The sequence below is a fragment of the Haloplanus salinarum genome (genome assembly GCF_024498175.1).
Taxonomy (GTDB): Archaea; Halobacteriota; Halobacteria; order Halobacteriales; family Haloferacaceae; genus Haloplanus; species Haloplanus salinarum.
The window spans coordinates 2,121,358-2,148,350 of record NZ_CP101823.1; the positions used below are offsets into that span (position 1 = coordinate 2,121,358).

16 protein-coding genes and 3 pseudogenes are annotated in these 26,993 nt (G+C 62.0%); 14 read left to right on the top strand and 5 right to left on the bottom strand.

Annotation, left to right across the window (positions count from 1 at the left end; all coding sequences use genetic code 11):
• The gene (locus NO364_RS11025) at positions 1-2,838 is read left to right on the top strand and encodes a DEAD/DEAH box helicase (RefSeq protein ID WP_257627516.1); all 2,838 of its coding nucleotides are present in this window, start codon (positions 1-3) and stop codon (positions 2,836-2,838) included.
• On the opposite strand, the gene NO364_RS11030 is transcribed toward NO364_RS11025, so the two are convergent.
• Positions 2,835-5,030: an AAA family ATPase gene (locus tag NO364_RS11030; RefSeq protein WP_257627517.1), complete on the bottom strand. Its 2,196-nt coding sequence runs from the start codon at positions 5,028-5,030 to the stop codon at positions 2,835-2,837. The two genes, NO364_RS11025 and NO364_RS11030, sit on opposite strands and share 4 nt — an antisense overlap.
• Before the next feature lie 94 nt (positions 5,031-5,124).
• Here NO364_RS11030 and NO364_RS11035 point away from each other — a divergent pair, with 94 nt between their 5' ends.
• Both NO364_RS11035 and NO364_RS11040 read left to right on the top strand, forming a co-directional pair.
• Positions 5,125-5,949 carry an E3 ubiquitin ligase family protein gene (locus NO364_RS11035; protein WP_257627518.1) on the top strand — a complete coding sequence of 275 codons (825 nt, stop codon included), beginning with the start codon at positions 5,125-5,127 and terminating at the stop codon, positions 5,947-5,949.
• Between the two features lie 149 nt (positions 5,950-6,098).
• On the top strand, positions 6,099-6,917 hold the full coding sequence (locus NO364_RS11040) for a fumarylacetoacetate hydrolase family protein (RefSeq protein ID WP_257627519.1): 819 nt from the start codon (positions 6,099-6,101) through the stop codon (positions 6,915-6,917).
• Here the strand turns inward: NO364_RS11040 and NO364_RS11045 are convergent.
• Entirely contained in the window at positions 6,914-8,212 is a 1,299-nt protein-coding gene (locus NO364_RS11045) for a nickel pincer cofactor-dependent isomerase, group 22 (RefSeq protein ID WP_257627520.1), read from the bottom strand. The genes NO364_RS11040 and NO364_RS11045 overlap by 4 nt on opposite strands.
• 184 nt (positions 8,213-8,396) lie before the next feature.
• Between NO364_RS11045 and NO364_RS11050 the strand changes: the two genes are divergently transcribed.
• The 4 genes and pseudogenes from NO364_RS11050 (at position 8,397) to NO364_RS11065 (ending at position 12,510) form a co-directional block, all read left to right on the top strand.
• Positions 8,397-9,626: a mandelate racemase/muconate lactonizing enzyme family protein gene (locus NO364_RS11050; protein ID WP_157690697.1), complete on the top strand. Its 1,230-nt coding sequence runs from the start codon at positions 8,397-8,399 to the stop codon at positions 9,624-9,626.
• A gap of 88 nt (positions 9,627-9,714) precedes the next feature.
• Complete coding sequence (locus NO364_RS11055; RefSeq protein ID WP_257627521.1) at positions 9,715-10,506, top strand: SDR family oxidoreductase; 792 nt, start codon at positions 9,715-9,717, stop codon at positions 10,504-10,506.
• Between the two features lie 76 nt (positions 10,507-10,582).
• On the top strand, positions 10,583-12,118 hold the full coding sequence (locus NO364_RS11060) for a TrkH family potassium uptake protein (protein ID WP_157690695.1): 1,536 nt from the start codon (positions 10,583-10,585) through the stop codon (positions 12,116-12,118).
• A 66-nt stretch (positions 12,119-12,184) separates the two neighbouring features.
• Positions 12,185-12,510, top strand: a pseudogene (locus NO364_RS11065) (hypothetical protein).
• Positions 12,511-12,533: 23 nt separating this feature from the next.
• On the opposite strand, the pseudogene NO364_RS11070 reads toward NO364_RS11065, so the two are convergent.
• The 3 genes and pseudogenes from NO364_RS11070 to NO364_RS11080 all read right to left on the bottom strand — a co-directional run.
• Positions 12,534-13,003 (bottom strand): annotated as a pseudogene (locus tag NO364_RS11070) (potassium transporter TrkG); the annotation flags it as partial.
• Positions 13,001-13,177 (bottom strand): annotated as a pseudogene (locus tag NO364_RS11075) (NAD-binding protein); the annotation flags it as partial. The pseudogenes NO364_RS11070 and NO364_RS11075, both read right to left, overlap by 3 nt.
• Positions 13,178-13,425: 248 nt before the next feature.
• Positions 13,426-15,102 (bottom strand): transposase, encoded by a 1,677-nt coding sequence (locus NO364_RS11080; RefSeq protein WP_420191822.1) that lies wholly within the window; start codon positions 15,100-15,102, stop codon positions 13,426-13,428.
• A gap of 128 nt (positions 15,103-15,230) precedes the next feature.
• Between NO364_RS11080 and NO364_RS11085 the strand changes: the two genes are divergently transcribed.
• From NO364_RS11085 to NO364_RS11115, 7 genes are all read left to right on the top strand, one after another.
• Positions 15,231-19,745 carry a PAS domain S-box protein gene (locus NO364_RS11085; RefSeq protein ID WP_257627522.1) on the top strand — a complete coding sequence of 1,505 codons (4,515 nt, stop codon included), beginning with the start codon at positions 15,231-15,233 and terminating at the stop codon, positions 19,743-19,745.
• Between the two features lie 113 nt (positions 19,746-19,858).
• On the top strand, positions 19,859-21,493 hold the full coding sequence (locus tag NO364_RS11090; protein WP_257627523.1) for a methyl-accepting chemotaxis protein: 1,635 nt from the start codon (positions 19,859-19,861) through the stop codon (positions 21,491-21,493).
• Positions 21,494-21,541: 48 nt separating this feature from the next.
• Entirely contained in the window at positions 21,542-22,024 is a 483-nt protein-coding gene (locus tag NO364_RS11095) for a chemotaxis protein CheW (RefSeq protein ID WP_257627524.1), read from the top strand.
• Complete coding sequence (locus tag NO364_RS11100) at positions 22,021-22,410, top strand: hypothetical protein (RefSeq protein ID WP_257627525.1); 390 nt, start codon at positions 22,021-22,023, stop codon at positions 22,408-22,410. The genes NO364_RS11095 and NO364_RS11100 overlap by 4 nt, the downstream gene beginning before the upstream one ends.
• A gap of 86 nt (positions 22,411-22,496) precedes the next feature.
• The gene (locus tag NO364_RS11105) at positions 22,497-24,449 is read left to right on the top strand and encodes a PAS domain S-box protein (RefSeq protein WP_257627526.1); all 1,953 of its coding nucleotides are present in this window, start codon (positions 22,497-22,499) and stop codon (positions 24,447-24,449) included.
• A gap of 9 nt (positions 24,450-24,458) precedes the next feature.
• Complete coding sequence (locus NO364_RS11110) at positions 24,459-26,762, top strand: PAS domain S-box protein (RefSeq protein WP_257627527.1); 2,304 nt, start codon at positions 24,459-24,461, stop codon at positions 26,760-26,762.
• The gene (locus tag NO364_RS11115; protein WP_257627528.1) at positions 26,759-26,992 is read left to right on the top strand and encodes a HalOD1 output domain-containing protein; all 234 of its coding nucleotides are present in this window, start codon (positions 26,759-26,761) and stop codon (positions 26,990-26,992) included. Before NO364_RS11110 ends, NO364_RS11115 begins: the two co-directional genes overlap by 4 nt.
• Position 26,993: the final 1 nt, after the last annotated feature.

Here is a 26,993-nt window from a genome sequence, read left to right on the forward strand (position 1 = left end):
ATGGCAGATACGGAGTCGTCGCGGATGGACGCCTTCACCCACCTCGGCGATCGGGTACGGTCGGCGCTCTCCGAGCGCGGCTTCGCGACGCCGACGGAGCCACAGCGGCGGGCGATCCCGCCGCTGGCGGCCGGCGAGAACGCGCTTGTCCTCGCGCCGACGGGGACGGGGAAGACCGAGACGGCGATGCTGCCGGTGTTCGACTCGATCCACCGCGCCGAGGACCGGTTCGGGATCTCGGCGCTCTACATCACGCCGCTGCGCGCGCTCAACCGCGACATGCGCGAGCGGCTGGACTGGTGGGGCGAGTACCTCGACGTCGAGGTAGACGTCCGCCACGGCGACACCACGCAGTACCGGCGGGGCAAGCAGGCCGACGACCCCCCGGACGTGCTGGTGACGACCCCCGAGACGCTGCAGGCGACCCTGACGGGCGAGAAACTTCGAACGGCCCTGTCCGATGTCGAACACGTCGTCGTCGACGAGGTGCACGAACTCGCGTCGTCGAAGCGGGGCGCGCAGTTGACGGTGGGCCTCGAACGCCTCCGCGACCTGGCCGGGCCGTTCCAGCGCATCGGCCTCTCGGCGACCGTCGGGTCGCCCGCGGAGGTCGGCCGGTTCCTGACCGGCGACCGCGACTGTGCGGTCGTCGAAGTCGAGGCGGGAACGAACGTCGAGTTCCGGGTGCGCGAACCGGAGGTGACCGACGAGGACGAGGCCCTGGCGGGGAAGCTGGCGACCGACGTCGAAATCGCCAGCCACGTGCGGACGATCCGCGACGTCGTCGCGGCCCACGAGTCGACGCTGATATTCGTCAACACGCGCCAGACCGCGGAGGCGCTCGGTTCGCGGTTCAAGCGCCTGGAGGAGCCCATCGGCGTCCACCACGGATCGCTCTCGAAGGAGGCCCGGATCGAGGTGGAGGACGCGTTCAAACGGGGCGAGGTCGACGGCCTCGTCTGCACGTCGTCGATGGAACTCGGCATCGACGTGGGACGGGTCGATCACGTGATCCAGTACGGGAGCCCCCGGGAGGTGGCTCGCCTCCTCCAGCGGGTCGGCCGCGCGGGGCACCGCCGGGACGCCGTCTCGGAGGGAACGGTCGTCACGAGCCACCCCGACGACACGCTGGAGGCGCTGGCCATCGCCCGCCGGGCGGTCGCGGGCGAGGTGGAGCCCGCGACCATCCACCACGGGAGCCTCGACGTGGTCGCCAACCAGACCGTCGGCCTCGTGATGGACCACGGCGAGGTCGGCGCCCGCGAGGCCTACGAGACGCTGACGCGGGCGTATCCGTTCCGCTCGCTGTCGGAGGCGGCGTTCCGGGCGGTAGTGCGCGAACTGTCCTCGAACCGCCTCCTGTGGCTCGACGAGGACGCCGACCGCCTGGAGAAATCGGGGGGAACGTGGCGGTACTTCTACGCCAACCTGTCGATGATCCCCGACGAGGAGACCTACGAGGTGTACGACCTCTCCGCCCGGAAGACGGTCGGGACCCTCGACGAGCGGTTCGTCCTCAACTTCGCCGGGCCGGGCGAGACCTTCATCCAGCGCGGCGAGATGTGGCGGATCACCGAGGTGGACGAGGAGGAGGCACGCGTCGAGGTGACGCCCATCGAGGACCCCGGCGGCGAGGTGCCGTCCTGGACGGGCCAGGAGATTCCGGTGCCGGCGGCCGTCGCGGGCGAGGTGGGCGAGATGCGCGACGTGGCGACGACGCAGTTCGAACGCGGCGCCGACCGGCGGGCCGTCGCCCGCGAGTTCCTCCCGCGGTATCCGGGCGACGAGTACACCGTCCGCGAGGCGCTCGACCCCGTGGAGCGACAGGTGGAGGCGGGCGCCCCGACGCCCACGGCCGACCGCCTCGTCGTCGAGGGGCAGGGCCGAGGGGTCGTCCTCAACGCCCCCTTCGGCCACGAGGTGAACGAGACGCTCGGCCGGCTGTGTTCGGCGCTGATCGGTCAGAAGACCGGCTCGTCGGTGGGGATGGAGGTCGACCCCTACCGGATCGAACTGGAGGTGCCCGGGCGCACCGGGCCGTCCGACGTGGTGGAGGTCCTGGAGACGACGGATCCGGACCACGTGGAGGGCCTTCTGGAACTCGCCCTGAAGAACTCGGGGACGCTGAAGTTCACGCTGGCGCAGGTGGCCGCGAAGTTCGGCGCGCTCAAGCGGTATCAGGGGCAGGGTCGGTTCGGCGCCGACCGCCTGCTCGCGGCCCTGGAGGATACGCCGGTGTACGACGAGGCGGTCCGGGAGGTGTTCCACACCGACCTCGCCGTCGACGAGGCAGCGGCCGTTCTAGAGGGAGTCCAGACGGGCGACATCGAGGTGACGACCGCCCGCGAACACACGCCCATCGGCACGGGCGGCCGGTCCAGCGGCCGGGAACTGCTCGTCCCCGAGAACGCCGACGCGAGCGTCGTCGAGACGCTGAAAGAGCGCATCCGGAACGACCGGGTGATCCTCGCCTGCCTCCACTGCACGGAGTGGACGCGGAAGACGAAGGTGCGGCGGGTGCCGGACCAGCCCCGGTGTCCGGAGTGCGAGTCGACCCGGATCGCCGCCCTGAATCCGTGGGACGACGACGTGGTCACGGCGGTGCGGGCAAAGGAGAAGGACGACGAGCAGGAGGGGATGACCCAGCGCGCCTACCGCTCGGCGAACTTAGTCCAGAGCCACGGCAAGCGGGCGGTGATCGCCATGGCCGCCCGCGGGGTCGGTCCGCACAACGCCGCCCGGATCATCGCCAAACTCCGCGAGGACGAGGACGACTTCTATCGCGACATCCTCGAACAGGAGCGCCAGTACGCCCGGACGCAGTCGTTCTGGGACTAGAGATCCACGGGGAGCGACGGCGAGACGGCCTCTAGCGCCGCCTCGAAGTCGGCGGCGGTCAGAGACACCTCGTCGGCGTGGTCGTTGGCCTCGGCGGCGGGGTAGGCGTCGGCCACCGAGCGCACGGCACGCATGGCCGCCTCCCGGCAGACCGCGGCGAGGTCGGCCCCGGAGTAGCCCGCGGTCCGGGCCGCGAGGTCGTCGAGGTCGACGCCGTCGGCCAGCGGCTTCCGGCGCGTGTGGACCGCGAGGATGGCCCGGCGGGCGGCCTCGTCGGGACCGGGCACCTCGACGTGGGACTCCAGGCGGCCGGCCCTGAGGAGCGCCGGATCCAGCGCGTCCTTTCGGTTCGTCGCCGCGAGGACGATCAGGTTGGGGTTGTCGGCGACGGCGTCGAACTCGGTGAGGAGTTGGGAGACGACGCGCTCGGTCACCTCGCTGTCCCCCCGATTCCGGTCGGTCGCCACGGCGTCGATCTCGTCGAAGAAGACGATGGCGGGGGCGGCGCCGCGGGCGCGGTCGAACACCTCGCGGACGGCCTTCTCGCTCTCGCCGACGTAGCGATCCAGGAGTTCCGGTCCCCGGACGTGGACGAAGTTGACGCCGCTCTCGGCGGCGACGGAGCGGGCGAGGAGCGTCTTGCCCGTCCCCGGCGGTCCGTAGAGCAGGACGCCGGCGGGCGGGTCGGCGTCGGCCGCCTCGAACAGCGGATCGTAGGTGAGCGGCCACGTCACCGCCCGTTCGAGGGTGGCTTTCGCCTCCTCGAGGCCGCCGACGGACTCGAAGCCCTCGGTCGGCGCCTCGGAGACGTACTCGCGCATGGCGCTGGGGTCGACGGCCGCCATCGCCGCCTCGAAGTCCTCGCGGGCGACCGAGATGTCGTCGGTGGCGGTCCCCTCACGGCGGGCACGGCGGAGCGCCGACATGGCCGCCTCCGTCACCAGCGACTGGAGGTCGGCGCCGACGAAGCCGTGGGTCCGGGCGGCGAGTCGGTCGAGGTCGACGCCGTCGGCCGTCGGCATCCGGCGGGTGTGGACGTCGAGGATCTCGCGGCGCCCCGTCTCGTCCGGGACGCCGATCTCGATCTCGCGGTCGAAGCGCCCGCCCCGCCGGAGCGCCGGGTCGAGGTCGTCGACCCGGTTGGTCGCGCCGATGACGATCACCTCGCCCCGCGCCTCCAAGCCGTCCATCAGGGAGAGGAGCTGGCCGACGATCCGATCCTCCATCCCGCCGCCCTCCTCGCGTTCCGGCGCGACCGAGTCGATCTCGTCGAAGAAGACGATCGACGGGGCGTTCTCGCGCGCGTCCTCGAACACCTGCCGCAGTCGTTCCTCGCTGTCACCCTTGTACTTCGAGACGATTTCGGGCCCCGAGACGGAGACGAAAGTGGCGTCCACCTCGTTGGCGACGGCGCGGGCGATCAGCGTCTTGCCCGTGCCCGGCGGCCCGTAGAGCAGGACGCCCTTGGGTGGGTCGACGCCGAGCCGGGCGAACAGCTCCGGCTCCGACAGCGGGAGTTCGATCATCTCCCGCACGAGGTCGAGTTCGTCGTCGAGGCCGCCGATGTCCTCGTAGGTGATCCCGGTGGTCGGGCGGCGGCCGGCGCCGGCGTCGCCGTCCGCCCCGTCGGTCGGCCCGTCGCGCGAGACCGGATCGTCGCGGGCATCCTTCGGTCGCGTGGCCGCCGCGTCGGCGGGCCCGCCGCGCAGGCGGAGGTCGGTCGCCTCGACCATCCGGACGGCGCCCGCGGGGGCCGTCTCCCGCACCACGAACGCGCCGGGGTCGAGACTCTCGACCCGAATCCGGTCGCCGGCCCGTAGCGGGCGGCCGTCGAGTTCCCGTCGGAGTTCCCGCCGGACCGCGTCGCGGTCGGCGTCGACACCCGTCGGCACCGCAAGGGTGACCGACTCGGCGTCCGTGACGGCGGCCGTCCGCACGCGGACGGCATCGCCGACGGCCACCCCGGCGTTCGCCCGCGTCCCGGCGTCGATCAGGACGGCGTCGTCGGGGACGCCGGCCCGCGCCGGCCAGAGTTTCGCCACCGTCGTCCGGTCGCCTTCGAGCAGGACGGCGTCGCCGCTCAGGACGCCGAGTCGCTTCCGGGCCGCCTCCGGGAGGCGTGCGATGCCGCGGCCCGCGTCGCGCTTCTCGGCGGCCCGAACCGTGAGTTCGATCCCGGCGCTGTCGGTCATCGTCGGGCGGTAGGGCCGGCCGGGCCTTTACGCTTCGCTCCCGCTCGGCCCGTCGGCGAAACCGTTTATGTGGGCTCCGGGTCGATCGGGTCGCATGGTGTCGGATCTGCTGACCGTGCCGGTCGTCCTCGTCGCGCTCGGCGCGGCGAGCGTGTACACGGGGTGGAAGCGTCGCCGCGTCCACGCCCGGATGGCCGCCCTCGAACCGACGCCGATCGGGTCGCTCCCGGCCGACGGCCGCGTCGAAGTCGAGGGGACGGCGACCCCCGTCGACGACCCGATCACCGCGCCGGTCTCGGGGCGGGAGGCCGTCGTCGCCGCCTGGACGGTCGAGGAGTGGGACGAACGCGGCGACCGGGGGCGCTGGCGGGAGGTCGCTCGCGGCATCGAGTCGGCCCCGTTCCGCGTCGACGACGACACCGGCTCGGTCGCGTGCGAACCGATCTCGAAGCGGGAGACGGCCGGCAAGTGGACGCAGACGACGGGCGTCACCGCCACCGAGGGCGTCCGGATCGACGACGCCCTCGCCGAGTTCGCGTCGTTCGCGGTGGAGATGGAACTGCCGCCGGACGCCGATCCGCCGCCCGGCATCCGGCGCCTCCACGCGGATCACGGCCTCTACGAGGACACCGGATCCGTGACGAACGTCGTCGACGTCGGCACGGAACACGGCCACCGACGATACACCGAGGGAACCGTCGACGTCGGCGAGTCGGTGTACGTCCTCGGACGGGTCGAGTCCGACGGGAACGGGCCGACCGTGACGACGCCGCGGGAGGGGCCCTTCGTCGTCTCGGACCGGGCCGAGGCGGCGCTGGAGGCGTCCATCGAGGGCACCGCACGGCGGCGACTCGTCGGGGGCGCCGTGGCGACAGTCCTCGGCCTCGCGGGCGCGGGGTACCTGCTCGCGCCGTTCTGACGCTCGGCGGGCGGAGCGTCGGGAGCGACCCGCCACGGCGGCGGACGAACGGGCCCAACGTTGATTAGCGCCGGCCGCGCCACTCCGGGCGTGACACCCACGACCGACGACCACGGCGTACCGACGGCCCGCCCGCGGGGGTGGGCGTGATGCGATACCTCGCCCGCACGGCGGACGGGCGGTCCCTGCTCGGCGACGACGCGGGGTTCGTCCCGCTCGCGGCGGCCTACCCCGACGCGTCGAGCGTCCGTGACGTGTTGCCCGCGGCGTCCGGCGGCCTCGTCGACCCCGACGAGGCGTCGGCCGGGCGGGTCGGCCGCGACGGGCTGACCCTCGGTCCGGCGCTCGCCGACCCCGGCAAGCTGTTCGGCATCGGCCTCAACTACGCCGACCACGCCGCCGATCTCTCGGAGGAGCCGCCCGACGAGCCGGCCAGCTTCTTCAAGCCGGCGACGGCCGCGACGGGGCCAGGGGGGCCGATCCGGCTGCCGCCGGCGGACGTCTCCGACCGCGTCACGGCCGAGGCGGAACTCGCCGTCGTCGTCGGCCGGACCTGCCGGAACGTCGCCGTCGACGAGGCCGCGGCGGTCATCGCGGGCTACGTCCCCGTCGTCGACGTGACTGCGGAGGACGTCCTCCAGCGCAACCCGCGGTTCCTGACGCGGGCGAAGAGCTTCGACACCTTCCTCGTCCTCGGGCCGCACGTCGCAGTCCCGGAGCCGGGACGTGACCTCGCCGACGTCGAGGTGCGGACGGTCGTGAACGGCGAGGTGGCGGCCCGCAACGTCGTCGGGAACATGCACTTCTCGCCGCGCGAACTCGTCGCCTTCCACTCGGAGGTGATGACGTTGGAGCCCGGCGACGTGATCTCGACGGGGACGCCCGGCGCGGCGGTCGTCGAACCGGGCGATCACGTCCGGGCCGAAATCGACGGGGTCGGACGCGTCGAGGCGGACGTGGTGCGTTAATCCCGGTCGACGGGTTCGAAGGACGGTTCCCCGTCGACGAAGGAGAGCGAGAGCCACGAGTCCACCTCGACGGCGTCGGGGGCCTCGCGGGCCAGCGCCTCGGAGACGCGGAACGCCGAGAGGTGGCCCGTATCGCGGATCCACGCCATCCGGACCGTCTCCGGATCGTAGGTGCCGATGGTCGAGAGCGCCGCGACGATTGCGCGTTGGTCGTCGGGGAGGACGACCGGAACCGTCGCCTTGCGAAGCGAGTTGCTGGTGAGCGCGTTGGTGTACACCTGATCGAGGTCGAGGTCCTCGACGGCCGCCCGGGTGGTCAGGTCCGCGAGGCCGATGCCGTTGCCGTTGCCGTGGGTGGCCTCGGTGAGCCCCCGGACGACGATCCGGTCGATCGACGGCGACGCGGGGTCGTCGGCGTTCAACACGCGGTACCGCCCGATCACGTTGGTGTCCATCCCCGCCCCCGAGACGTCCTTGCCGATGCGGTCGACGACGAGGACGTCGAGGTCGTCGTACGGCAGCGTGGGCATGTACTCGTCGGCGGCGGCCTTCAGGGGTTCCTCGGCGTCGGGCAGGTCGGCGGCGGGGACGCCCTCCACGGCCGCGGTGCGGTCGTGGAAGTTCTCGACGACGGCGATCCCGCCCAGCAGCGGCGTCGATTCGCGGACCACCGCGTACGCCGCCTCGATGACGGGGACGTACCCCTCGTCGAGCGCGTGTTCGTGGGCGGCCTTCGCCCCGGCCCGCTTGCCGAGGCCGATGGTCGCCATCTTCGTCAGGCCGCTCTCGAACCGCCCCGTGAAGTTCGTGTGGGCCTTCACGCGATTGACGACGACGACGCCGTCGGCCGCCAGTGCGGCCGTCGAGAAGGGAACGGGGGCGCCGACGGCGGACTCGCCGAGGGTCGTCGTCTCCATCCGGGCGTCGATCGGACAGCCGAGGGCGTCCTCGGTGAGGCCGATGCCGGCGAGCGCCTCGCGTTGGCCCTCGGCGGTCGCCCCGCCGTGGCTCCCCATCGCCGGCACGACCACGGGGTCGAACCCCCGCGCCCGGAGTTCGTCGACGACGGTCCGGGCGATGGGGACGACGTCGTGGATGCCGCGACTCCCGAGGCCGACGGCGACCGTCGCGCCGGTCGGCAGGTCCTCGAGTGGAAGGGCGTCGAGTTCGGTGCGAGTCCGGCCACGCACGTCGTCGAGCGTCGGCGTCTCGGGGTCGTAGCGGACCCGCGCGAACCGCGGGAGCGCCGGGTCCGAGAGCGCGGCGTCGACGACGTCGCCGTCGGGAAAGCGCATGGAAACCCTCGGGGCGAGCGGTCCGTAAACCCCCCGGCGTGCGGTCGGTCCACATAGACATTTAGTACCGGCCGTCGAAACGCCGGCCATGGCCGAGCGACGCGACAGGCGTGCCGACGTATCGACACAGTCGACCGACGTGGAGCGAACGGCGGACGGCCGCCGCGACGGGAGGCGGTCTTGAATGCGCGATTACGGTGCGGGGCCGAGCCGGCGGGCCGACGCCCGCGACGTCCGGATCACCGACGTCGAGACGGCCGTGATCGAGGGCAACTTCGACTGGAACCTGGTGCGGATCCACACCGACGCCGGCGTCACCGGCCTCGGCGAGTCCTACCGCGGCGGCCGGGTGACGGACATCATGGGGTACATGACCGACTTCCTCGTCGGCGAGAACCCCCTCGACGTCGAGCGACTCTTCCGGCGGCTGGTCCAGGAGACGTCGGGCCACGGCGGGACGACCGGGAAGGTGGTGACGGCGGCCTCGGGGGTCGAAATCGCCCTCTGGGACCTCGCGGGCAAGCTCCTCGACGTCCCCACCTACCAGTTGCTCGGCGGGAAGTACCGCGACGAAGTGCGGCTCTACTGTGACTGCCACGCGGGGGAGGCCTACGCCGTCGACACGGGGTACACCGACTACGGCGACGAGGCGGCCTACGAACCCGCGGCGTACGCGGAGACGGCGACCCAGGCGGTCGAGTTGGGCTTCGACGCGATCAAGTTCGACCTCGACACGCCCGCCGACAACGATCCCGATCCGTTCAACGGGCGGCTGTCGGCGGCGGACGTGGCCGAAAAGGAGGCCATCGTCGAGGCAGTCGTCGAGGCCGTCGGCGACGACGCGGAAGTCGCCTTCGACTGTCACTGGGACTACTCCCTCGACACCGCGAAGCGCCTGGCCCGGGCGCTGGAGCCGTACGAGCTGCTGTGGCTGGAGGACGTCGTACCGCCCGAGAACGTCGACGCCCAGCGCGAGGTGGCCCGGTCGACGTCGACGCCGCTGGCGACCGGCGAGAACCGCTTTCGCGTCCACGAGTTCTCCGACCTGCTCTACGACTTCGCCGTCGACGTGGTGACGCCCGACCCGACGACCTGTGGCGGCCTCGCGGAGTCCCGGGCCATCGCCAACCGGGCCGAGGAGAACTACATCACCTTCTCGCCGCACAACGTCTGTAGCCCGGTGGGGACGATGGCCTGCGTTCACCTGGGAGCCTCCGTCCCCAACTTCGACTATCTCGAGTACCACGCGCTGGAGGTGGACTGGTGGGACGACCTGCTCGTCCGGTCGGATCCCCTCATTCGGGACGGACGGATCGCCGTCCCCGAGAGGCCGGGACTGGGCGTCGAACTCGACGAGGACGTGGCCGCCGACCACGCCAAGGGCGAGGGCCTCTGGACGTCCCGGACCGATTGACGGGCGTCCGGGCCGGGGCGCGGACACCCGTCCGCGCGGCTTACCGCCTCCGACCGGATTTATACGTTCCCGGACGGAGGGGACGGACATGGACCTCGAACTCGACGGCACGAGCGCACTGGTCACCGCATCGAGCAGCGGCCTCGGCAAGGCGTCCGCACGGGCGCTGGCCCGGGAGGGGGCGAACGTCGTCGTCAACGGCCGGGACGAGGACCGACTGGCCGCGACCGTCGACGAACTGCAGGACGTCGGCGACAGCGAGGTGATCGGCGTCCAGGGCGACCTGACCGAGCGGGCGGATATCGAGCGCCTGGTCGAGCGAACCGTCGAGGCGTTCGGGGGCATCGACTCGCTGGTCACCTCCGCGGGCGGGCCGCCCTCCGGCCCCTTCCTGGAGACGACGGATCAGGATTGGTACGAGGCCTACGACCTGCTCGTGATGAGCGTCGTCCGGACCGTCCGCGAGGCCGCCCCGTACCTCGGGGAGTCCGAACAGGGGACGATCACCTGCATCACCTCGCGGTCGGTGAAGGAGGCCATCGACTCGCTGGTGCTCTCGAACTCGGTGCGGATGTCCGTCGTGGGGCTGGAGAAGACCCTCTCGCAGGAACTCGCGCCGGACGTCCGGGCGAACGCGGTGTTGCCAGGTCCCCACGAGACCAGCCGCATCGAGGAGTTGATCGAACAGGCCATCGAGCGCGGTGACTACGACAGCTACGAGGAGGGGCTGGCCGACTGGGCCGAGGGCAACCCCCTCGAACGCATCGGCGACCCCATCGAACTCGGCGACACCGTCGCCTTCCTCTCCTCGCCCCGCGCGGGCTACATCAACGGCGTCGCCCTGCCCATCGAGGGCGGCGAGAGCGGGTCGAACCTGTAGCGTCGGCGTCCCGACGAGAACGGGAAATTTTTCCGGGCACGAACGGAGACCGTAGGATAATGGACTGGAGTGCGTGATGTCGATTCGAGTGGACTGGCGACAGAGCGTCGCGCTCACCGGGACCGTCATCAAGTATCTCTCCGTCGCGATGCTCGTGCCGCTGGCACTCAGCCTCGTCTACGGGGAGGACACCGTCGCCTTCCTGCTGTCCATCGGCATCTCGGTCGCCGTGGGCCTCGCGCTGGAGCGGTTCGCCGACGACCCGCAACTCGACGCCCGGGAGGCGTTCCTCCTCGTCGCCCTGGCGTGGGGCGCCGTCGCGATCATCGGCGCGATCCCGTACGTCGTCGCGGGCTACGGCACCGAATCCGCGCTCCGACACCCGATCAACGCGCTGTTCGAGTCGATGTCCGGTTTCACCACGACCGGGGCGACCGTCACCGAGGAGATATCCTTCGACCAACACTCCCGAGCGCTGCTGATGTGGCGCCAGCTCACCCAGTGGCTCGGGGGGATGGGCATCATCGTGTTGATGGTCGCCATCCTCCCCGAGGCGGCGGTCAACGGCGCGCAACTGATCGATTCGGAGGCCCCGGGACCGGAACTCCAGAAGTTGACGCCGAAGATCGCCGAGACCGCCCGGCTCCTCTGGCTGTTCTATCTGGCCTTCACCGTTCTGTACGTCCTCATCCTGCTCGGCCTCCACTACGCGGGGCTGGCGCCGAACATGGACGCCTACAACGCCGTCGCACACGGGTTCACGACGCTGCCGACGGGCGGGTTCTCCCCGCAGGCCGACAGCATCGCCGCGTTCTCGCCGGCCGTCCAGTGGGCCGTCATCCCCTTCATGCTAATCGCGGGGATGAACTTCGCGCTGTTTTACCTGCTCGTCCAGGACGACTACGCCGAGTTCCTCCGCGACCGCGAGCTACAGGCCTATCTGGGGGCGAACGCCGGCCTGATCGTCGTCCTGTGGGGCCTGCTTTTCACGGGGTCGGCGCCAACCTTGGAACTCGGGGGCGTCACGCAGGGGGCCGTCGAGAACTCGCTCCGGCAGGCGACGTTCCAAATCGCCTCGCTCCTGAACTCGACGGGGTACGCGACGAGCGACTTCGCACAGTGGGGGACGACCGCACAGGGACTCCTCCTGTTCGCGATGTTCGTCGGCGGGTCGGCCGGCTCCACCGGCGGCGGCGTCAAGGTCGTCCGCTGGCTGGTGGTCATCAAGGGGATCCGCCGACAGCTGTTCACGACGGCCCACCCCGACGCGGTCAAACCGGTTCGGCTCGGCGGCCACGTCATCGACGAGGAGGTGATCCGGGCCATCTACGGGTTCACGCTGCTGTATCTCCTCACCTTCGGCGTGGCGACGATCCTCATCCTGCTCGACGCGGGGCGTGTCGGCCTAGAGATCACGACGCTCGAAGCGATCAGCGCGAGCCTGGCGACCATCGGCAACATCGGCCCGGGATTCGGCTTCCTCGGCCCGTTCGGGAGCTACGTCGACTTCCCCTCGACCAGCAAACTGCTGATGGTCTTCCTGATGTGGATCGGCCGGCTGGAGATCATCCCGGTGTTCGTGATGTTCACCGGCGCGTTCTGGACGGAGTGAGGCGGTACCGAGCGGGGCGACCCGTCGCGGCCGTGACGTTATGTGAATCCGTGGCGGAGTCCCGCAATGACCGACGCTTCGAACCCACCGACCCCGCCGGCGGGGCTCCCCGACTCGCTCGCGGCGGAACTCGCGGAGTTCACACCCGCGGAACTCCGAAACACGATCATCCACGCCCGGAAACGCCACCAGTTTCACGAGGAGCGGGAGTCGCCGGTCGAGCCGGGGCCGGGTGACGACATCCTTCGGGCGACCGACAAGGGGGCTACACCGAAGTCGTGAAGCGGTTCTACTGTGGCGAGGGCTGCGACGACTGTCCGCACGGTCCGTACCTCTATCACGTGCGTGAGGAGGATCACCCCGAGGGCGAAGTGCGTCCCGAGGAGGACTGACGGGGCCGGCGATCCCCCGTCCGTCACGGATCCAGGCCGTACAGCCCGGCACGGACGAACACGAGGACGGGGATGATCTCCAGGCGGCCGATCCACACGTTGAGGACGAACATCGCCTCGGCGACCGGGGACATCGTCGGGCCGGTGCTGCCGGAGGAGAGGCCGACGTTGCCCTGGGCGCTGGCGACTTCGAACAGCGCGTCGGCGTAGCCGAACTCGGGGCCGACGACGTTGACGAGGACGAGACTCCCCACGAGGGCGATGAGCCACAGGAGGGAGACGATGGCAGCCTCGCCGAACTCCCGTTCCATGGCAGCCCGGTCGAGCGTTCGGCCGCCGAGGCGGGCGGTCACGACGGCGTTTCTCGGGAGGAACACCCGCGAGAACTACCTGACGGTGCCGTGGTCGATGGTGTAGCCACGGCGATTTTGATGCCCCCGACGGTCGATCCGGCGGCGCTCCCGAGCACCATCACGCCGACGACCAGCACCTGCAACGTCTCCTTGGTCGTCGCGTCGTCGTTGATCACCAGACAGTCGTACTGCCTCGCCGCCCGATCGGCCCGGCCCTCGTCGCGTTCGATGGCGGCCACCTCGTTGACGCCGGTGGTTGCGATTTCAAGTAGGAATATGCCGATGTCGCCCGCGCCGACGATCACGAGATACATCGCTCGCGTGTTCCGAGTCGACGGTTGAAATACTGCCACTCTTCGCCCTTGGAGCACTTGGAAGTTGAGACTACAGTGGGTTTAGTGGGGCTGTGATGTGGTTTCGGGCGAATTTTCGAGGCGAAGCTGCTTCGGATCTACTCTCGATAGTCTTCTTGTGTCGTACTACCAACTAGACCGGTGAATTTCCAAGATCCCCGACAGCGTTGCCACTCAGGAATCCGGATTGTCCCGGACAGAGTATCTCTCTATCCGATTCCGGTCTCCTTCTTCAGCAGCGTGAGCGTATTGTCGGCTGTCACAATGGGTGAGTGTTCGTACTCACCCGTCAACTCGACTTGGACGAGCAAATCGACCGCTCGCCAAATCGAGTACAAGAGACACGCGAATGCGAAGTAGAAGAATCGGAGCCCGAAATTCTTCGACGTCGTCGCCGCCATAAACCGCTTTATCGACCTGTAGCCGCTCTCGATCTCCCAGCGATAGCCGTACTCAGTGAGGTGCCCACTCCCACAATTCGTCATGAACACCGAATACTGCCGGTGATCGTCGTGCTCGGAATCTTCTTTCCGGCGGTAGATCAGCGTCGTTTCGTGCCATTCGTTCTTCCCGAGGTGGAGCTTTCGGTCGGTCTCGTATCGGTCCTGGTCACGCTGGAGCAATCGCTTCGCCTGGGCTTTCTCGCTAGTCTGCATCCGCTTCGGCACGACGTAGGAGAGCCCACGTCGGCTGACCATCTCCAGAACGTGTTGACTATCGAACTCCCGGTCCATCAGGACGTTATCGACGTGAACGAGCTCTTCAGCCGAATCCAGCAAATCCCCGACGATCTCCTTGCGTGACTCGCCTTTCCGTACCGGGCGGGCATCAAGCACGAGTGGGATAGCGTTGCCGACCAACTGGACTGTCGCCCATTGGTAGGCGTACTCGTCGGTCTTCTCCTTCGTCCCGATGATTTCGTCTTCGTGGCCCGTTCTATCACCGGTGAAGGGGTCAGCTTCGGTGATATCGATGGCGACGATGCCCGCTCGAAAGAACTGCTCCGTCTCCGCGACTTCGCTCAGGAGCCTGTTGACGGCCTGTCGGTACATCTCGCGAATCTCTGATACCGAGAGATCGCGAATCTGCTCGCGATGGGCGTGCCCTAACGGTGTCCGCTCACGAGTCGACTCGTAGGTGAAGCTACGAGCGCCCTCGTTGGCCGCGAGGCGCTCACGAAGTCCGAGATACGTCTGTAAGTCCCAGTAGGCGTTCTCGTGAATCTCACAACCGTCCCCACGATCCAGCGAAAACGCCGGGAAAACGATACGGCTGACGTGATCGGTGATCTTCTCTGCCTGCTCCAACGTAGTTTGATCGTCAGGGTCTGACTCATCAGACTCGTTCCCGTGGTATCGGGGCTTTTGTGTCGGTTCACGCGGAACCTCAACACCCGCATCCTGGGCTTTGATGAGGATCGTTCGAGCCGCCGTTTCGACTGTCTCCCTGAGGTCAGCGGTGAATCTCTGGTGCCAACTTCGCCACAGTGTCGATTGGTCCGGGATCGTCTCGAACCCCAGTTTCTCGCGGAGCTCAGGACGGGTCCCGAGGTAACTGACGAGTGCGGTTTCGTGCTCCCACCCGTGGCATTCTTTCAGCACGAACACCCGAAAGAGCGTGTCCATCTGATACCGTGTCGACCCCTCATACTGATCATGGGTGCTGAATCGGAAGTAGGCTAGCGGGAGTGCACAGACGAACTCCTCGACCGAGTCGTGGCTCTCGTGGTCGAACCACATCTCCGACACTGTCCGGATATCAGATTCCAGTCCAGCAAGCGACGTTCGGTCGTACGGCGGTGTCGACTCATACGCCGGCCACTGAGCGTATTTTTGTTGTGCGAGCCGTCGAAAAACAGTCTGATGAGAGTCAAGAGTCCGCGGCACTACAACACACTGGTACCATAATCCTCAAGAACGTATCTGCGTGGCCAGTACAGTGGGACACATACTGCGACATGTGATTTCTTTTCTGTTAAGGGAAATACTATGTGTCTTCACGAACAGCACAATGTATGAGTTCAGTTCCATCTCTCACAGAGGTTCAGGAGGTGTTCGAGGCGCTTGGGCCGCCTGGAACACCGTTTACGACGACTGAGGTCGCCACAAGGTTCGAGTGTACCGACCGAACAATCTACAACAGACTTGAGACGCTGGTCGAAGATGGCGTGCTGGAGACAAAGAAAGTCGGTGCCCGCGGTCGTGTCTGGTGGCGACCAGTGGAGGGAGACGGCGAGAACGAACGGAATACCGAGGAAACGTACCAGAAACTGTTCGAGTCGATCAACGAAGGACTCTGTACTATCGAAGTGTTGTTCGACGCTGACGAGCAGCCAGTCGACTATCGATTTCTCGAAACAAACCCCGCGTTCGATGAACTCACTGGCTTACGAGATGCAGCGGGCAAACGGATACGCGAGTTGGACGTAGACCACAATGACTACTGGATCGAAAAATACGGTGCTGTCGCACAGACGGGTGATCCCATTCAGTTCACAGAATATGCAGAGCATCTCGGTGAGCAGTGGTACGAGATCAATGCATTCCGGATTGGTGACCCGACAGAGCACATTGTTGGCATCCTATTTGATGATGTCACCGAAGGTGAAAATGCTGAGAACGCGGTAGATGAGGGTGAAAAACGGCTTGAAGCGTTGCTGGAAGCCACCACAGAGGGAGTCTATCGAATAAGCCCAGATTGGTCGGAAATATACCAACTCGCGGGAGAAAATTTCATCGCTGACGACCCTCCCAACACGTGGCAAGAGTATATTCCGGAAGATGACCGAGAGCGTGTCGGGAAGGCAATCGAGGAAGCGATCGAAACACAGAGCCCGTTCGAATTAGAACACCGCATTACCCGCGCCGATGGAACCATCGGGTGGGTAGATTCGAGGGCAGTACCGATAGTAGAGAACGGCGAGATCGTCGAGTGGGTCGGCACGGCGACGGATATCACCGAACGCAAGGAACGCGAACAAGAGATCAAAACGCAGCGTGAGTGGCGAGAAGCTGTGTTTAATGGAAGTCGCGACGCAGTGTTCATCTCTGATTCGGACGCAGCCTTTGTCGACATAAACGACGCCGCAACTGATCTCACCGGGTACGATCGTAAGGAACTGTTGTCGATGCGGATTCCGGATCTCCATGAGGAGACAGATATGGATGCCTACCGCGAGTACAACGACCGTATTCTCGCTGGCGAGTCAATAACTACTGAAGCGCAGTTATTGCGCGCCGACGGATCGAAAGTTCATGTCGAGTTTGATAACAAGCGTATCGAGATTGATGGAAATGTATATATGCACACTACTGCCCGTGATGTCTCCAAACGAAAAGAGCAGGAAGCAGAGCTTAGACGGCATGAAATGTATCTCGAAAGCATGCCAGACCATGTCAGTCTTGTCGATCAGAATGGAATCATCCGATACGATTCGCCCAGCGTCACTAAACTCCTCGGCTATGATTCCGACGAGCGACTCGGGGATTCGGGATTCAACTATATCCATCCCGACGACCGTGACCGGATTAAGAAAAGATTCCACGAGTCCGTTACTGGAAGTGCGACCACCGAATTATACGAATACCGCGCGAAGACAAAAGACGGTGGATGGGTTTGGGTCGAGAGTTCTGCCCGTAATCTTACCGACGATCCGGACGTCGGCGGTGTTATCGTGAGTGTGCGGGATATAACTAAACGCAAAGAAGAGCGACGGCAGCGCGAGACGCTTATTGACAACCTCCCCGGGATAGCCTATAGATGCCGGAACGAGAAGGGATGGCCGATGGACACTGTGGGAGGGGAATGCGAGGAACTTACCGGGTATGCCCAATCGGCTTTCGAGTCTGGCAAGGTGTCGTGGGGTAAGGACATCATCCACCCCGACGATTGCGACGAGGTATGGGAGACCATACAGACAAGTGTTCAGCAGAACGACGCCTTCGAGACAACATACCGAATCATCACGCGTGACGGCGACCAGCGGTGGATGTGGGAACGTGGGGAACCTGTCTCAACAACCTCGGGGAGCGACCCGGTACTTGAAGGATTCATCACAGATATTACCGAACGTGAGCAGCTAGAACGTGAGCAGCAACAGGTAATCGACCGGGTGAACGACGGAATCTTCGAGACGGACGCAGAAGACCGGTTTGTATTTGTCAGCGATATGGGCGCAGAACTATTGAATACGCCGAAGACGGAACTCCTTGACGAACACATCTGGGACGTGTTTGAGAGCGCACGTGGCACGCCCTTCGAAGAGCAATACTACAAGGTGATGGAGACACGCGAACCAACTTCCTTCATCGAGTATTATCCGGAGCTCGACAAGTGGTTCGACGCGCAAGTGTATCCAGACGACGATGGTGGAATTGCCGTCTACTTCCGTGACGTGACTGAACGTGAGGAACGGGAACAAGCACGGCAGCGAGCCGAAAAACGGTACCAGACGCTACTGGATGCGGCCCCGGATCCGATTGTCGCTGTCGATACCGAATGTAGAGAGGTCATCGAAGCGAATCAAGCAGCCGAAGATCTGTTCGGACTGACGAAATCGGACCTTATCGGCCGATCAGGGCTCTCTCTCCACCCGGCTGAAAGAAATGCGTCGTACGAGACGTTCATGGCAACCGCTATCGAAGAAGAAGAAGGAAGGTGGCGGTACCTATCTGATGGCTCTCCGATCCACGCCGAAACCAGTACAGGTGAACATATCCCTGTCGAAATCAGCGTTCGGACGCTCGAACTTGGTGAGGGAGCGGTTGCCTTCGGTATCTTCCGAGATATCAGCGAGCAACTCACACACGAACGCCGCTTGAAGGAACTCAACAAGTCAACCCGAGAGTTGCTTGACAGTGAAAACATATCGAGCGTCGAACAGACTGCGGTCGAGACCCTGGACAACTTGCTAAATGTCTCAGCCGTTGGCTTCTATCATTTTTATGAGAAAGACTCCTCACTTCAACCGACGACTACAATTGCCTCGAGGGGATCCGAGCAGCAGTCAGAATATCTTCCGGTAGTTGAAGCGGGTGTAGGTGCTGAGTGGCGTGCGTTTTCCACTGGCCAGACCGTAGCGATCGATGACTTCTGGGCACGCGAAACGGAGTACGAGTCAGAGCGGGCGGTTCGAAGCGAGGTTGTAGTGCCAGTTGCTGACTACGGTTGCCTTGTTGTGAGTGACACCCAGCCCGCGGTGTTCACCGATCAAGAGATTTCTCTTGTTAAGGCATTAGGAGCCGCAGTCAAGGGAGCACTGAGAAGTGTCGAACGTGAAGAACGAATCCGAAACCAGCGCCGTGGTCTTCAACAGATCGAATCGATAAACAAGCAGATTCGAGACATTGCTCACGCAGTCGTTGAGTCCGAATCGCGGACGGAACTTGAACAGACGGTTTGTGATCGCCTCCTCAGTTCCGAACTGGTGGACTTCGCTTGGGTCGGTCGCGTAGATTTCAGCGAACAACAGTTGTCTGCCCACGGTCAGGCCGGTGACAACGAAAGCTATCTTGACAACATTGCTCTTGGGTTAGAAGAGGGAGGCGGGTCTGAACCATCTGTACAGGCCGCACGCTCCCGCGGGGTGTGTAGTAGTTCGAATGTCCCTGAAAACATCCATCGCGACGAGTGGCGGAGCATGGCTCTCGAGCAAGGGTTCAAATCGGTGCAAAGTATTCCACTCGTCTCTCAGGAGACGCTCTATGGGGTACTCAGCGTGTATACAAAAACTTCATCGGGTTTCCCGGAGGGGCTGCAGTCGGTGCTTGGTGAACTAGGTGACCTGATCGCACACGCGGTTGTGTCGATAGAACGGAAACAAGCAATGTATACGCAGCAGACAATAGAGTTAGATCTCGAAATTCAGGATCCGACCTGTTTCTTTGGCCGGCTCACCGACAGAGTCAATTCGACTATCGAACTAGATGGGATCGTTCCGCAGTCTGATCGATCCACGCTTGTTTTCATCAAAGTTACTGATGGATCCGCGGAACAGGTCCGAGAAGCGGTGAAAAAACAAGATGAGGTCAGACGTAGCCACCTCATCAAAAGGACCGAAAACGATCTACTGAAAGCATATCTTACCAAACCGTCTATTCCATCAGTGTTGTCCGAACAGGAGCTCAAACTGAAACAACTGGTAGCGGACGACTCTCAGTGTCAGGTCACGGTGGAAGTTCCACAAACAGTCGATGCTCGGGAGGCGATGGCGCGAGTTACGTCTCACTACGAAAATGTACAGTTACTAGCCAAACGAGAAGCAAGTCCTACGACCGACTCAAGTATATCTTCGCCCAGAATCATTGAAACTCTCACCGACCGCCAGCGCGAAGTCATCGATACAGCCTACCGGTGTGGATACTTTGATTCACCACGAGGTGCCAGCGGCAAGGAAGTTGCAGAGTTGTTGGATCTCTCTAATGCGACGTTCCACCAACACGTCCGGAACGCAGAAAAGACCGTATTTGAGGCGCTGCTGACGGCTGACTCCTCTTCTTTTCAGCACACCAGTAGCTCAAACGTTGAGTGATACAATCTCATATATTAGTGTCCAGAGGATAATCGCACAGATATCTGGGGAAGTGCCTTCTTCTTCACAAAATCCTGTGCAAGAGCGTGGAAACACAGTACCAGTGAACCCCAATGTTCGAAGCAATACTCAATACAATATCGGTTGGAATGGCTGGCACGCGAACAGGGACTACAGACACAGACGGGCAACCCCAAACCGAACAGCAAGGTAATCTCTCCACGACGGATGGAGACGAAGCTGTCTCTAGCATCCTCAATGGTCTTGAAACACCAGCTATTTTCGTTGGAACGGGTGGGTTGATACAGAATATCAACAAACAGGCGTCAAACCTATTTGACACGACTGAAGCGGAGGCGGAGGGAACGGAACCCAGTTCTCTTCATGATGCTGACAGTGAGGCAACGGACTTCGCAGCGAAGGTGCTCCGGACTGAGAAGGAGTTCCAGCAGGTGCAAGAACCGATCAAAATTAATGGTACTGAGATAGTCAGTGAACGGACGGCAACTCCGATATACGACGGGCAAGATCAACTCGTTGGTGTCCTTGAACTGAATCGCGATGTATCAGAGAGGGTGAAAGAACAAAACCGGAAAGAAGCCCTCGAAGACTATCAGCAACGAGTGCTTGACGACCTACAGGACAAAATCAGCAGAGTAGGCCGTGGAGACCTCACAATCGATCCAACTGTCCCAGAGCCAAATGCGGACTTCGACGAAATTCAGACGGTGTACAACGAGTTCACCGAGATGAACCGTGAACTCGGTTATGCCGTCGACAGTATCCAAGACCTTGTTGACGAACTACAGTCGCTGTCGGACGACATAGCGGAGACCAGCCAGGAACTCGGCGGGACGAGCGAGGAGGTCACATCGTCCATCGAACAGATTAGCGCATCTAGCACTGAAGTGACGGAAGGTGCGGAGGATCTGGCACAGAAAGCGGAGGTGGCTTCTGAGAATGTGACCGAACTCTCTTCATCGATCGAGGAAATAACAGCCACCCTGCAGCAGATCGACTCACAGTCTGAAGAAGCGGCCTCTCTCGCAGGCGACGGAGTGTCTGATGTTTCGGATGCAATCGCTCAAATCGAGGAAGCTGTCGAAGCGATGAATGAGATTGAATCAGCCATCGATTCGTTAGAATCCCAGATGGAAAATGTGGGGGAAATCACCGAAGTGATCGAAGATATTGCAGAACAAACGAACCTTCTGGCACTTAACGCGAATATCGAGGCCGCCCGAGCCGACCAATCTGGTGATGGGTTTGCGGTGGTTGCAAACGAAATAAAAAGTTTAGCTAATGAATCTCAAGAATCGACTGCGAATATTACACAGATTATTGACGAGGCGCGGGAAGAAACAGCAGCGGTTACTGAACGATACGAAACAGTCAACGACGAAATCACCAGTGGAGTGGCTGCAGTCGAAGCAGTGGTAGATATACTTAATCAAATTGAAACGGGGATCGAAGAAACCAGTCAGGGAGTTGCTGAAGCAAGTGACGCAGTCGAGAGCCAGGCAGAAAATGCCGAGGAAGTCAGTTCTGTTGTCGAAGACACTACTGCGGCGACTGAAGAGATTACGGCCTCAATGCAAGAAGTCGCCTCAGGTATCGATCAACAGTCTACAGCCATGGACGAGGTCGCTGAAATGGCACAGGCGCTGAGTGCGCGTGCTGAAACGCTTGAAGAAAAGACAAGCGAATTCAAAGTCGATACCGACCAATCGGCATCGCTCTCGGATTAATATGCTCGAACCACTACAAATCGCCGCTAATGTGGGGTCAGAAGAGAGATGAACGGAATACAGAACCACTCAGAGCAACACGCCGACGAGAGCACGCAGGTACTCACTTTCGGCATCGCAGACCAGTCGTATTGTATCGAGCTTGAGTATGTAACCGAGATTATTGACAGCGGAGATATGACTACGATCCCTGACACGCCTGTCCACGTTGAGGGGGTGATGGATCTGCGTGGCCAGACGACGACGATTGTCAATCCGCTGGTCTTGCTCGAAGGAGAGTCGCTCAATCCCGAAGACATCGTCACCGATGGCGGTGAAGAAACGCATCGGATCATCATGCTTGATGAGAAACTCGTCGACAGTGATGGAGCACTCGGCTGGTTGGTTTCAAGTGTCTCTGCTGTGGATAAGATTCCGATCGAAACACTCGAAGCTGAGGGACTCGCCAATTCGCCGATGTTCCGGGGGGTTGTGAAACAGGATGATAACGGCTTTCTGATATGGCTGGACCCAGAGGAGCTCACGGTATGATCATCCCCCCAAATCAGTCACCAATGCTCGGGTTGTCAGCAACGGAGGTACACATCGGCTACAAAAAGCCTCTGAGGAAAGAACTGGCCGCGATGGTGGACGAAGTATCGAGTGTGGGTAAGCAAGCGGCGGTGGAGACCGGTAAATTCTCTGACTCACTAGAAAGCAGAATAATTCACTGCCTGGAAATTTCAGAAAGTAGACGAAGCCTGTCACAGCTGCCAGGTAACCTCTACGACCAACTTTCTGGGTTCAAGACCCAGGCCGACCCAAGAAATGACATTCCAATGACTGTAGGGGCGCTGAGCGGGACATCTGAGACTGTTCACGCGGATGACGGTCATATGTCCGTCGAACGGCGGTCTGACAGGGGTGGGCCGGTTTGATTAGGCAACAACAAGCAGGCCACCTTCTCGACCAATGGCGACTGCCTACGGTCAGGCTCTATCCGAATGAGGTGGGTAATCGATAGATGGCAGATACTAGTGTTCCAGCGACAGAAACCAGACAGCGACTGTACTCTATCATACGGAAGCAAATCCCGTTTGACAAAAAAGCCCGTGAGGTGCTGGAAGTTGGCGCAGAGTATCTCGGTCTGGAGTACGGATACATCACCCGGATTGACAACGAAATGGGCGATTGGGAGGTAGCCATCACAACCGACACCGAGGAGTTCCCCGTCGGGCTACGTTGTCCACTTCAAAACACACACTGTCGCGAAACCATCACAACAGAGACTCACTACGCGCTTTACGATGCGCCCTCTCTAGGGCGGGCTGACGACCCGAAACCCCAAGCCCGCAAACAGGGTACGTACCTCGGGATACCACTTATCAGCAACGAAAGCCTATACGGAACGGTCTGTTTTGCCGCTGAGGAGCCCCGCTCCGACCCATTCAGTGATGTGGAGACGTGGTTTGCCGAACATCTGGCCGGGTTGCTTGAACGTGAACTCGTCCGCGACCGCGTTGAAGCCAAACTCACGAACCAAACCAACCTCGCTACCGTGTTGAACCGTGTCCTCCGACACAACCTCCGTAATGACATCTCTGTCATCCGAGGATACACAGAACTTCTCAACGAGCAGGTTGAAAATGTCTCAACCATTCAGACCATCCTTGACCATATCGATGATCTCATCGAGATGAGTCAGAAAGCCCGTGAACTACAACAGACCGTAACCGCCGGTTCTGAACGGCGCCAGGCGGAGCTAGGGGAGTTCATACAGGGGATTGTACACGATATCGAACAGGACTATCCAGAGGCGTCCATCTCCGTCGAACACGACGGGAAACTCCATGTGGATGTCCTACAGAATTTCGACCGCGCTGTCGAAGAACTCGTGAAGAACGCTGCCAAACACAGTGGAGACACTCCGAACGTCACCGTTGCTATCGATGGAGCTCCAAACGCTGCCGAAATTCGAATCGACGACGACGGTCCCGGACTCCCAGAAGACGAAGCCCAAGTCCTTACGACGGGTGAGGAGACGCCACTCGCCCATGGCTCCGGATTGGGGATATCGTTGGCCCGTTGGATCGTCACCAGTCACGGCGGTTCCCTCACAGCAGAAGTTACCGAAGGCGGAACAACAATCACGATAACAATTCCTCGACAGTCCGGTTTAGGCATACAACAACAGCTGACAGAACTCTCGCGGTCGCGAGACAAGTACAAATCGGCCTTCGATGAAGCGGTCGACGCGATGGTTATCGCTGACGACGACGGACGATATATCAAGGTGAACGACAGCGCAACCGACTTGTTTGGCGTGCCCGAAGGAAAATTACTCGGACGCACGATTGCCGATTTCATACCCGAGGGCGTTGGTTTCGAAGAGGAGTGGCAACAGTTTCGCACCGCAGACGAACAACAGGGAACGGTTCGAATCATGCGCCCAGACGGATCCGAGAGAATCGTAGAGTACGCTGCCAAATCAAATATTGTGCCCGGCGAACATCTTTCAGTCCTGCGCGACGTCACTGAACGTGAAGAACGCAAACAGGAGCTAACGGCACTGAAACAGCGGTACAAAACACTGCTTGAGGCGGCTCCTGATCCAGTGTTTATCGCAGACATTGAAACCGGTGAGATTATCAATGCGAACGCGGCTGCCGAAACAACTCTCGACAGGTCGCGTCAAGAGATAGTCGGCCACCACCAATCAGACCTCCATCCTTCAGACAAATCTGAGCTATATCATGAACTGTTTCAAGAACACGTTCAGTCGGAAGGAATGAGACGATATCTCCCCGATGGAGCGCCCATCTATATGATAACAGGCGACGGGGAGCAAGTCCAGGTCGAAATCAGCGTCGGCAGGGTATCACTTCCTGATGGTCCCGTCGCATTCGGAATCTTCCGAGAACTCACCAGTCGTATCGACTATACTAGCGAGACGGTACAGCAACTGACTACGGAGTGACAAACAGACATGGAAGGTTCAGAACGACCACCAGCTCATCAACGACAGCAACCTCTAGCACAAAGCAATGATTTCGACCTCGTTCTGAACACGAGCCAAATTACTACGCCCGGGAGAATCGACGTCCTCCACGTTGACGACGACGAGAGCATCTTAGATCTGTCTGCCACGTTGCTCGAAAAGAATCACGGTCTGTTGTCGATTCACAGCAAACTCGATGCCAAAGAAGCGCTCGACTATCTCGAAACGAACGACATTGATTGCATTGTCTCCGACTACGATATGCCCGGTCTCAACGGTATCGAGTTTCTCGAACAGGTGCGCGAGGTACATCCTGATATCCCGTTTATTTTGTATACTGGCAAAGGGTCCGAAGAAGTCGCAAGCAAGGCTATCTCGAAGGGAGTGACCGACTATCTACAAAAAGGCACAGGGACGGAACAGTACGAACTTCTGGCTAACCGAATCGAGAACGCCGTTGCTCAGCGTCGGTCGGAACGACGCGCCAACAAGATCGAACGCTGGCTCGTAGAACTCGCCGAAGAGACGACGAACATACTCTGGATCTTCACAGCGGATATGGATGACGTGATATTCATCAACTCCGCTTTCGAGGAACTCTACGGCATCCCCATAGACCGACTCCGCGACGATCCAATGGCCTTTCTTGACGCAACTCACCCCGAAGATCGACGGCATGTGGCGAAGGCCGTCGAACGGCTTCGGAACGGGCAGACCGTTGAAATTGAACATCGAGTTAACGAAAGCGAGGACTACCAACGCTGGGTATACGTCCAAGGAAAGCCGATCCGTACTGACGACGGCGAAGTCACCCGGGTCGTTGGCTTCATAACAGACGTCACCGAGCGCAAAGAACGCGAACAGCAACTCCGAAAGTTCCAGCGTGCCGTCGAATCCTCAGGCCATGCGATTTATTGTACAGATACTGACGGCATCATTGACTACGTCAACCCAGCCTTCGAAGAGATAACCGGATACACGGCCGAGGAAGCGATCGGAGAGAACCCAGCTATTCTCCAGTCGGGAGAACACGAGCAAGCGTTCTACGAAGACCTGTGGCAAACCATTCTTGACGGCGACGTCTGGCGTAACGAGGTGGTCAACGAACGCAAAGACGGCGAGCGGTTCGTCATCGACCAGACGATCGCTCCGGTGACCGACGAGTCGGGAGAAACAACCCACTTCGTTGCGGTCAATAACGATATCACTGAGCAACGCGCTACCGAGCGCAAGTTAGAGATCCTCCAGACAGCGATCGACAATGCCCACGCGCCACTCACCCTGACTGATCCGCACAAAGAGGACAACCCGATGGTGTACGTCAACAAGGCGTTCGAAGACCTCACGGGCTATACAGAATCGGAAGCTCTCGGTCGGAACTGTCGGTTTCTACAGGGTGACGGTACCGATCCCGAAACCGTTGCTCGGTTGCGGGAGGCGATCGACAACGAAGAGCCGATCACCGTTGAAATCCGCAACTACCGGAAGGACGGAACCCCGTTCTGGAACGAACTGAGCGTCGCGCCGGTGTACGACGCCGATGGCGATCTCATCCGGTATCTTGGCACGCAGCGAGACGTTACCGACCGGAAAGAACGTACCCAAGAGCTACAACGCCAGAACGACCGCCTCGAGGAGTTTGCAAGCGTCGTCTCCCACGATCTTCGTAATCCACTCAATGTAGCTGAAGGACGGCTTCAGCTTGCCAAAGACGAGTGTGAGAGTGAGGAGCTATCGCACGTCGAGGGTGCCCTCGATCGAATGGGGGCGCTGATCGACGATCTCCTGACGCTGGCTCGACAGGGAGAAACGATTACTGATTTCGAGTCCATCGAGCTTGCGGCACTGGTCGAGAAATGTTGGGCCACTGTCGAAACAACGAGCGCCTCTCTCGTCGTCGAGATCGATAGTGAAACCTCGATCCAGGGGGATGCGAGTCGGCTGAAACAGGTGTTCGAGAACCTGATTCGAAACGCGGTCGAACACGGCGGCCCGGATGTCACGGTGACGGTCGGCGAACTGGATAACGGGTTCTATGTAGCAGATGATGGACCTGGAATCCCCGAAGAGGATCGCGGTCAGATCTTCGACGCCGGGTATTCGACGGCGGACGCAGGGACCGGGTTCGGCTTGAGTATTGTCGACCAGATCGTCGGTGCTCACGGGTGGAGCATCCAGGCTACCGAGAGTGAGGCCGGCGGTGTTCGCTTCGAAATTACTGGCGTCAGCGGTGCTGGGTCTGCTAGCCATGAACGAGTTGGAGGAAACAATGGGGGAGACCCAAGAGTATGACCGAAGCACATCGCCCATCCTCGGATCGAAAAATGGTGCTAGAACTCTGCGAAGCACTCGATGAACATGATGTGGACTTGGGCAGTACCCCGTTGCACCAGTATGTTGATCCGGAAGCACTGGAACGAGTTGTTAATTCGCTGGATGACGACTTTGAAATTACCTTTACAGTCGAAGCGACTTCCGTTACTGTAACGCCGAAAGGTGTTCACACACAGCGACGCGAGTGAA

Excerpts from the sequence above, each read along its gene's own strand:
- NO364_RS11025 (WP_257627516.1), top strand. The coding sequence starts at position 1 with ATGGCAGATACGGAGTCGTCGCGGATGGACGCCTTCACCCACCTCGGC.
- NO364_RS11030 (WP_257627517.1), bottom strand. The coding sequence starts at position 5,030 with ATGACCGACAGCGCCGGGATCGAACTCACGGTTCGGGCCGCCGAGAAG.
- NO364_RS11035 (WP_257627518.1), top strand. The coding sequence starts at position 5,125 with ATGGTGTCGGATCTGCTGACCGTGCCGGTCGTCCTCGTCGCGCTCGGC.
- NO364_RS11040 (WP_257627519.1), top strand. The coding sequence starts at position 6,099 with ATGCGATACCTCGCCCGCACGGCGGACGGGCGGTCCCTGCTCGGCGAC.
- NO364_RS11045 (WP_257627520.1), bottom strand. The coding sequence starts at position 8,212 with ATGCGCTTTCCCGACGGCGACGTCGTCGACGCCGCGCTCTCGGACCCG.
- NO364_RS11050 (WP_157690697.1), top strand. The coding sequence starts at position 8,397 with ATGCGCGATTACGGTGCGGGGCCGAGCCGGCGGGCCGACGCCCGCGAC.
- NO364_RS11055 (WP_257627521.1), top strand. The coding sequence starts at position 9,715 with ATGGACCTCGAACTCGACGGCACGAGCGCACTGGTCACCGCATCGAGC.
- NO364_RS11060 (WP_157690695.1), top strand. The coding sequence starts at position 10,583 with ATGTCGATTCGAGTGGACTGGCGACAGAGCGTCGCGCTCACCGGGACC.
- NO364_RS11085 (WP_257627522.1), top strand. The coding sequence starts at position 15,231 with ATGAGTTCAGTTCCATCTCTCACAGAGGTTCAGGAGGTGTTCGAGGCG.
- NO364_RS11090 (WP_257627523.1), top strand. The coding sequence starts at position 19,859 with ATGTTCGAAGCAATACTCAATACAATATCGGTTGGAATGGCTGGCACG.
- NO364_RS11095 (WP_257627524.1), top strand. The coding sequence starts at position 21,542 with ATGAACGGAATACAGAACCACTCAGAGCAACACGCCGACGAGAGCACG.
- NO364_RS11100 (WP_257627525.1), top strand. The coding sequence starts at position 22,021 with ATGATCATCCCCCCAAATCAGTCACCAATGCTCGGGTTGTCAGCAACG.
- NO364_RS11105 (WP_257627526.1), top strand. The coding sequence starts at position 22,497 with ATGGCAGATACTAGTGTTCCAGCGACAGAAACCAGACAGCGACTGTAC.
- NO364_RS11110 (WP_257627527.1), top strand. The coding sequence starts at position 24,459 with ATGGAAGGTTCAGAACGACCACCAGCTCATCAACGACAGCAACCTCTA.
- NO364_RS11115 (WP_257627528.1), top strand. The coding sequence starts at position 26,759 with ATGACCGAAGCACATCGCCCATCCTCGGATCGAAAAATGGTGCTAGAA.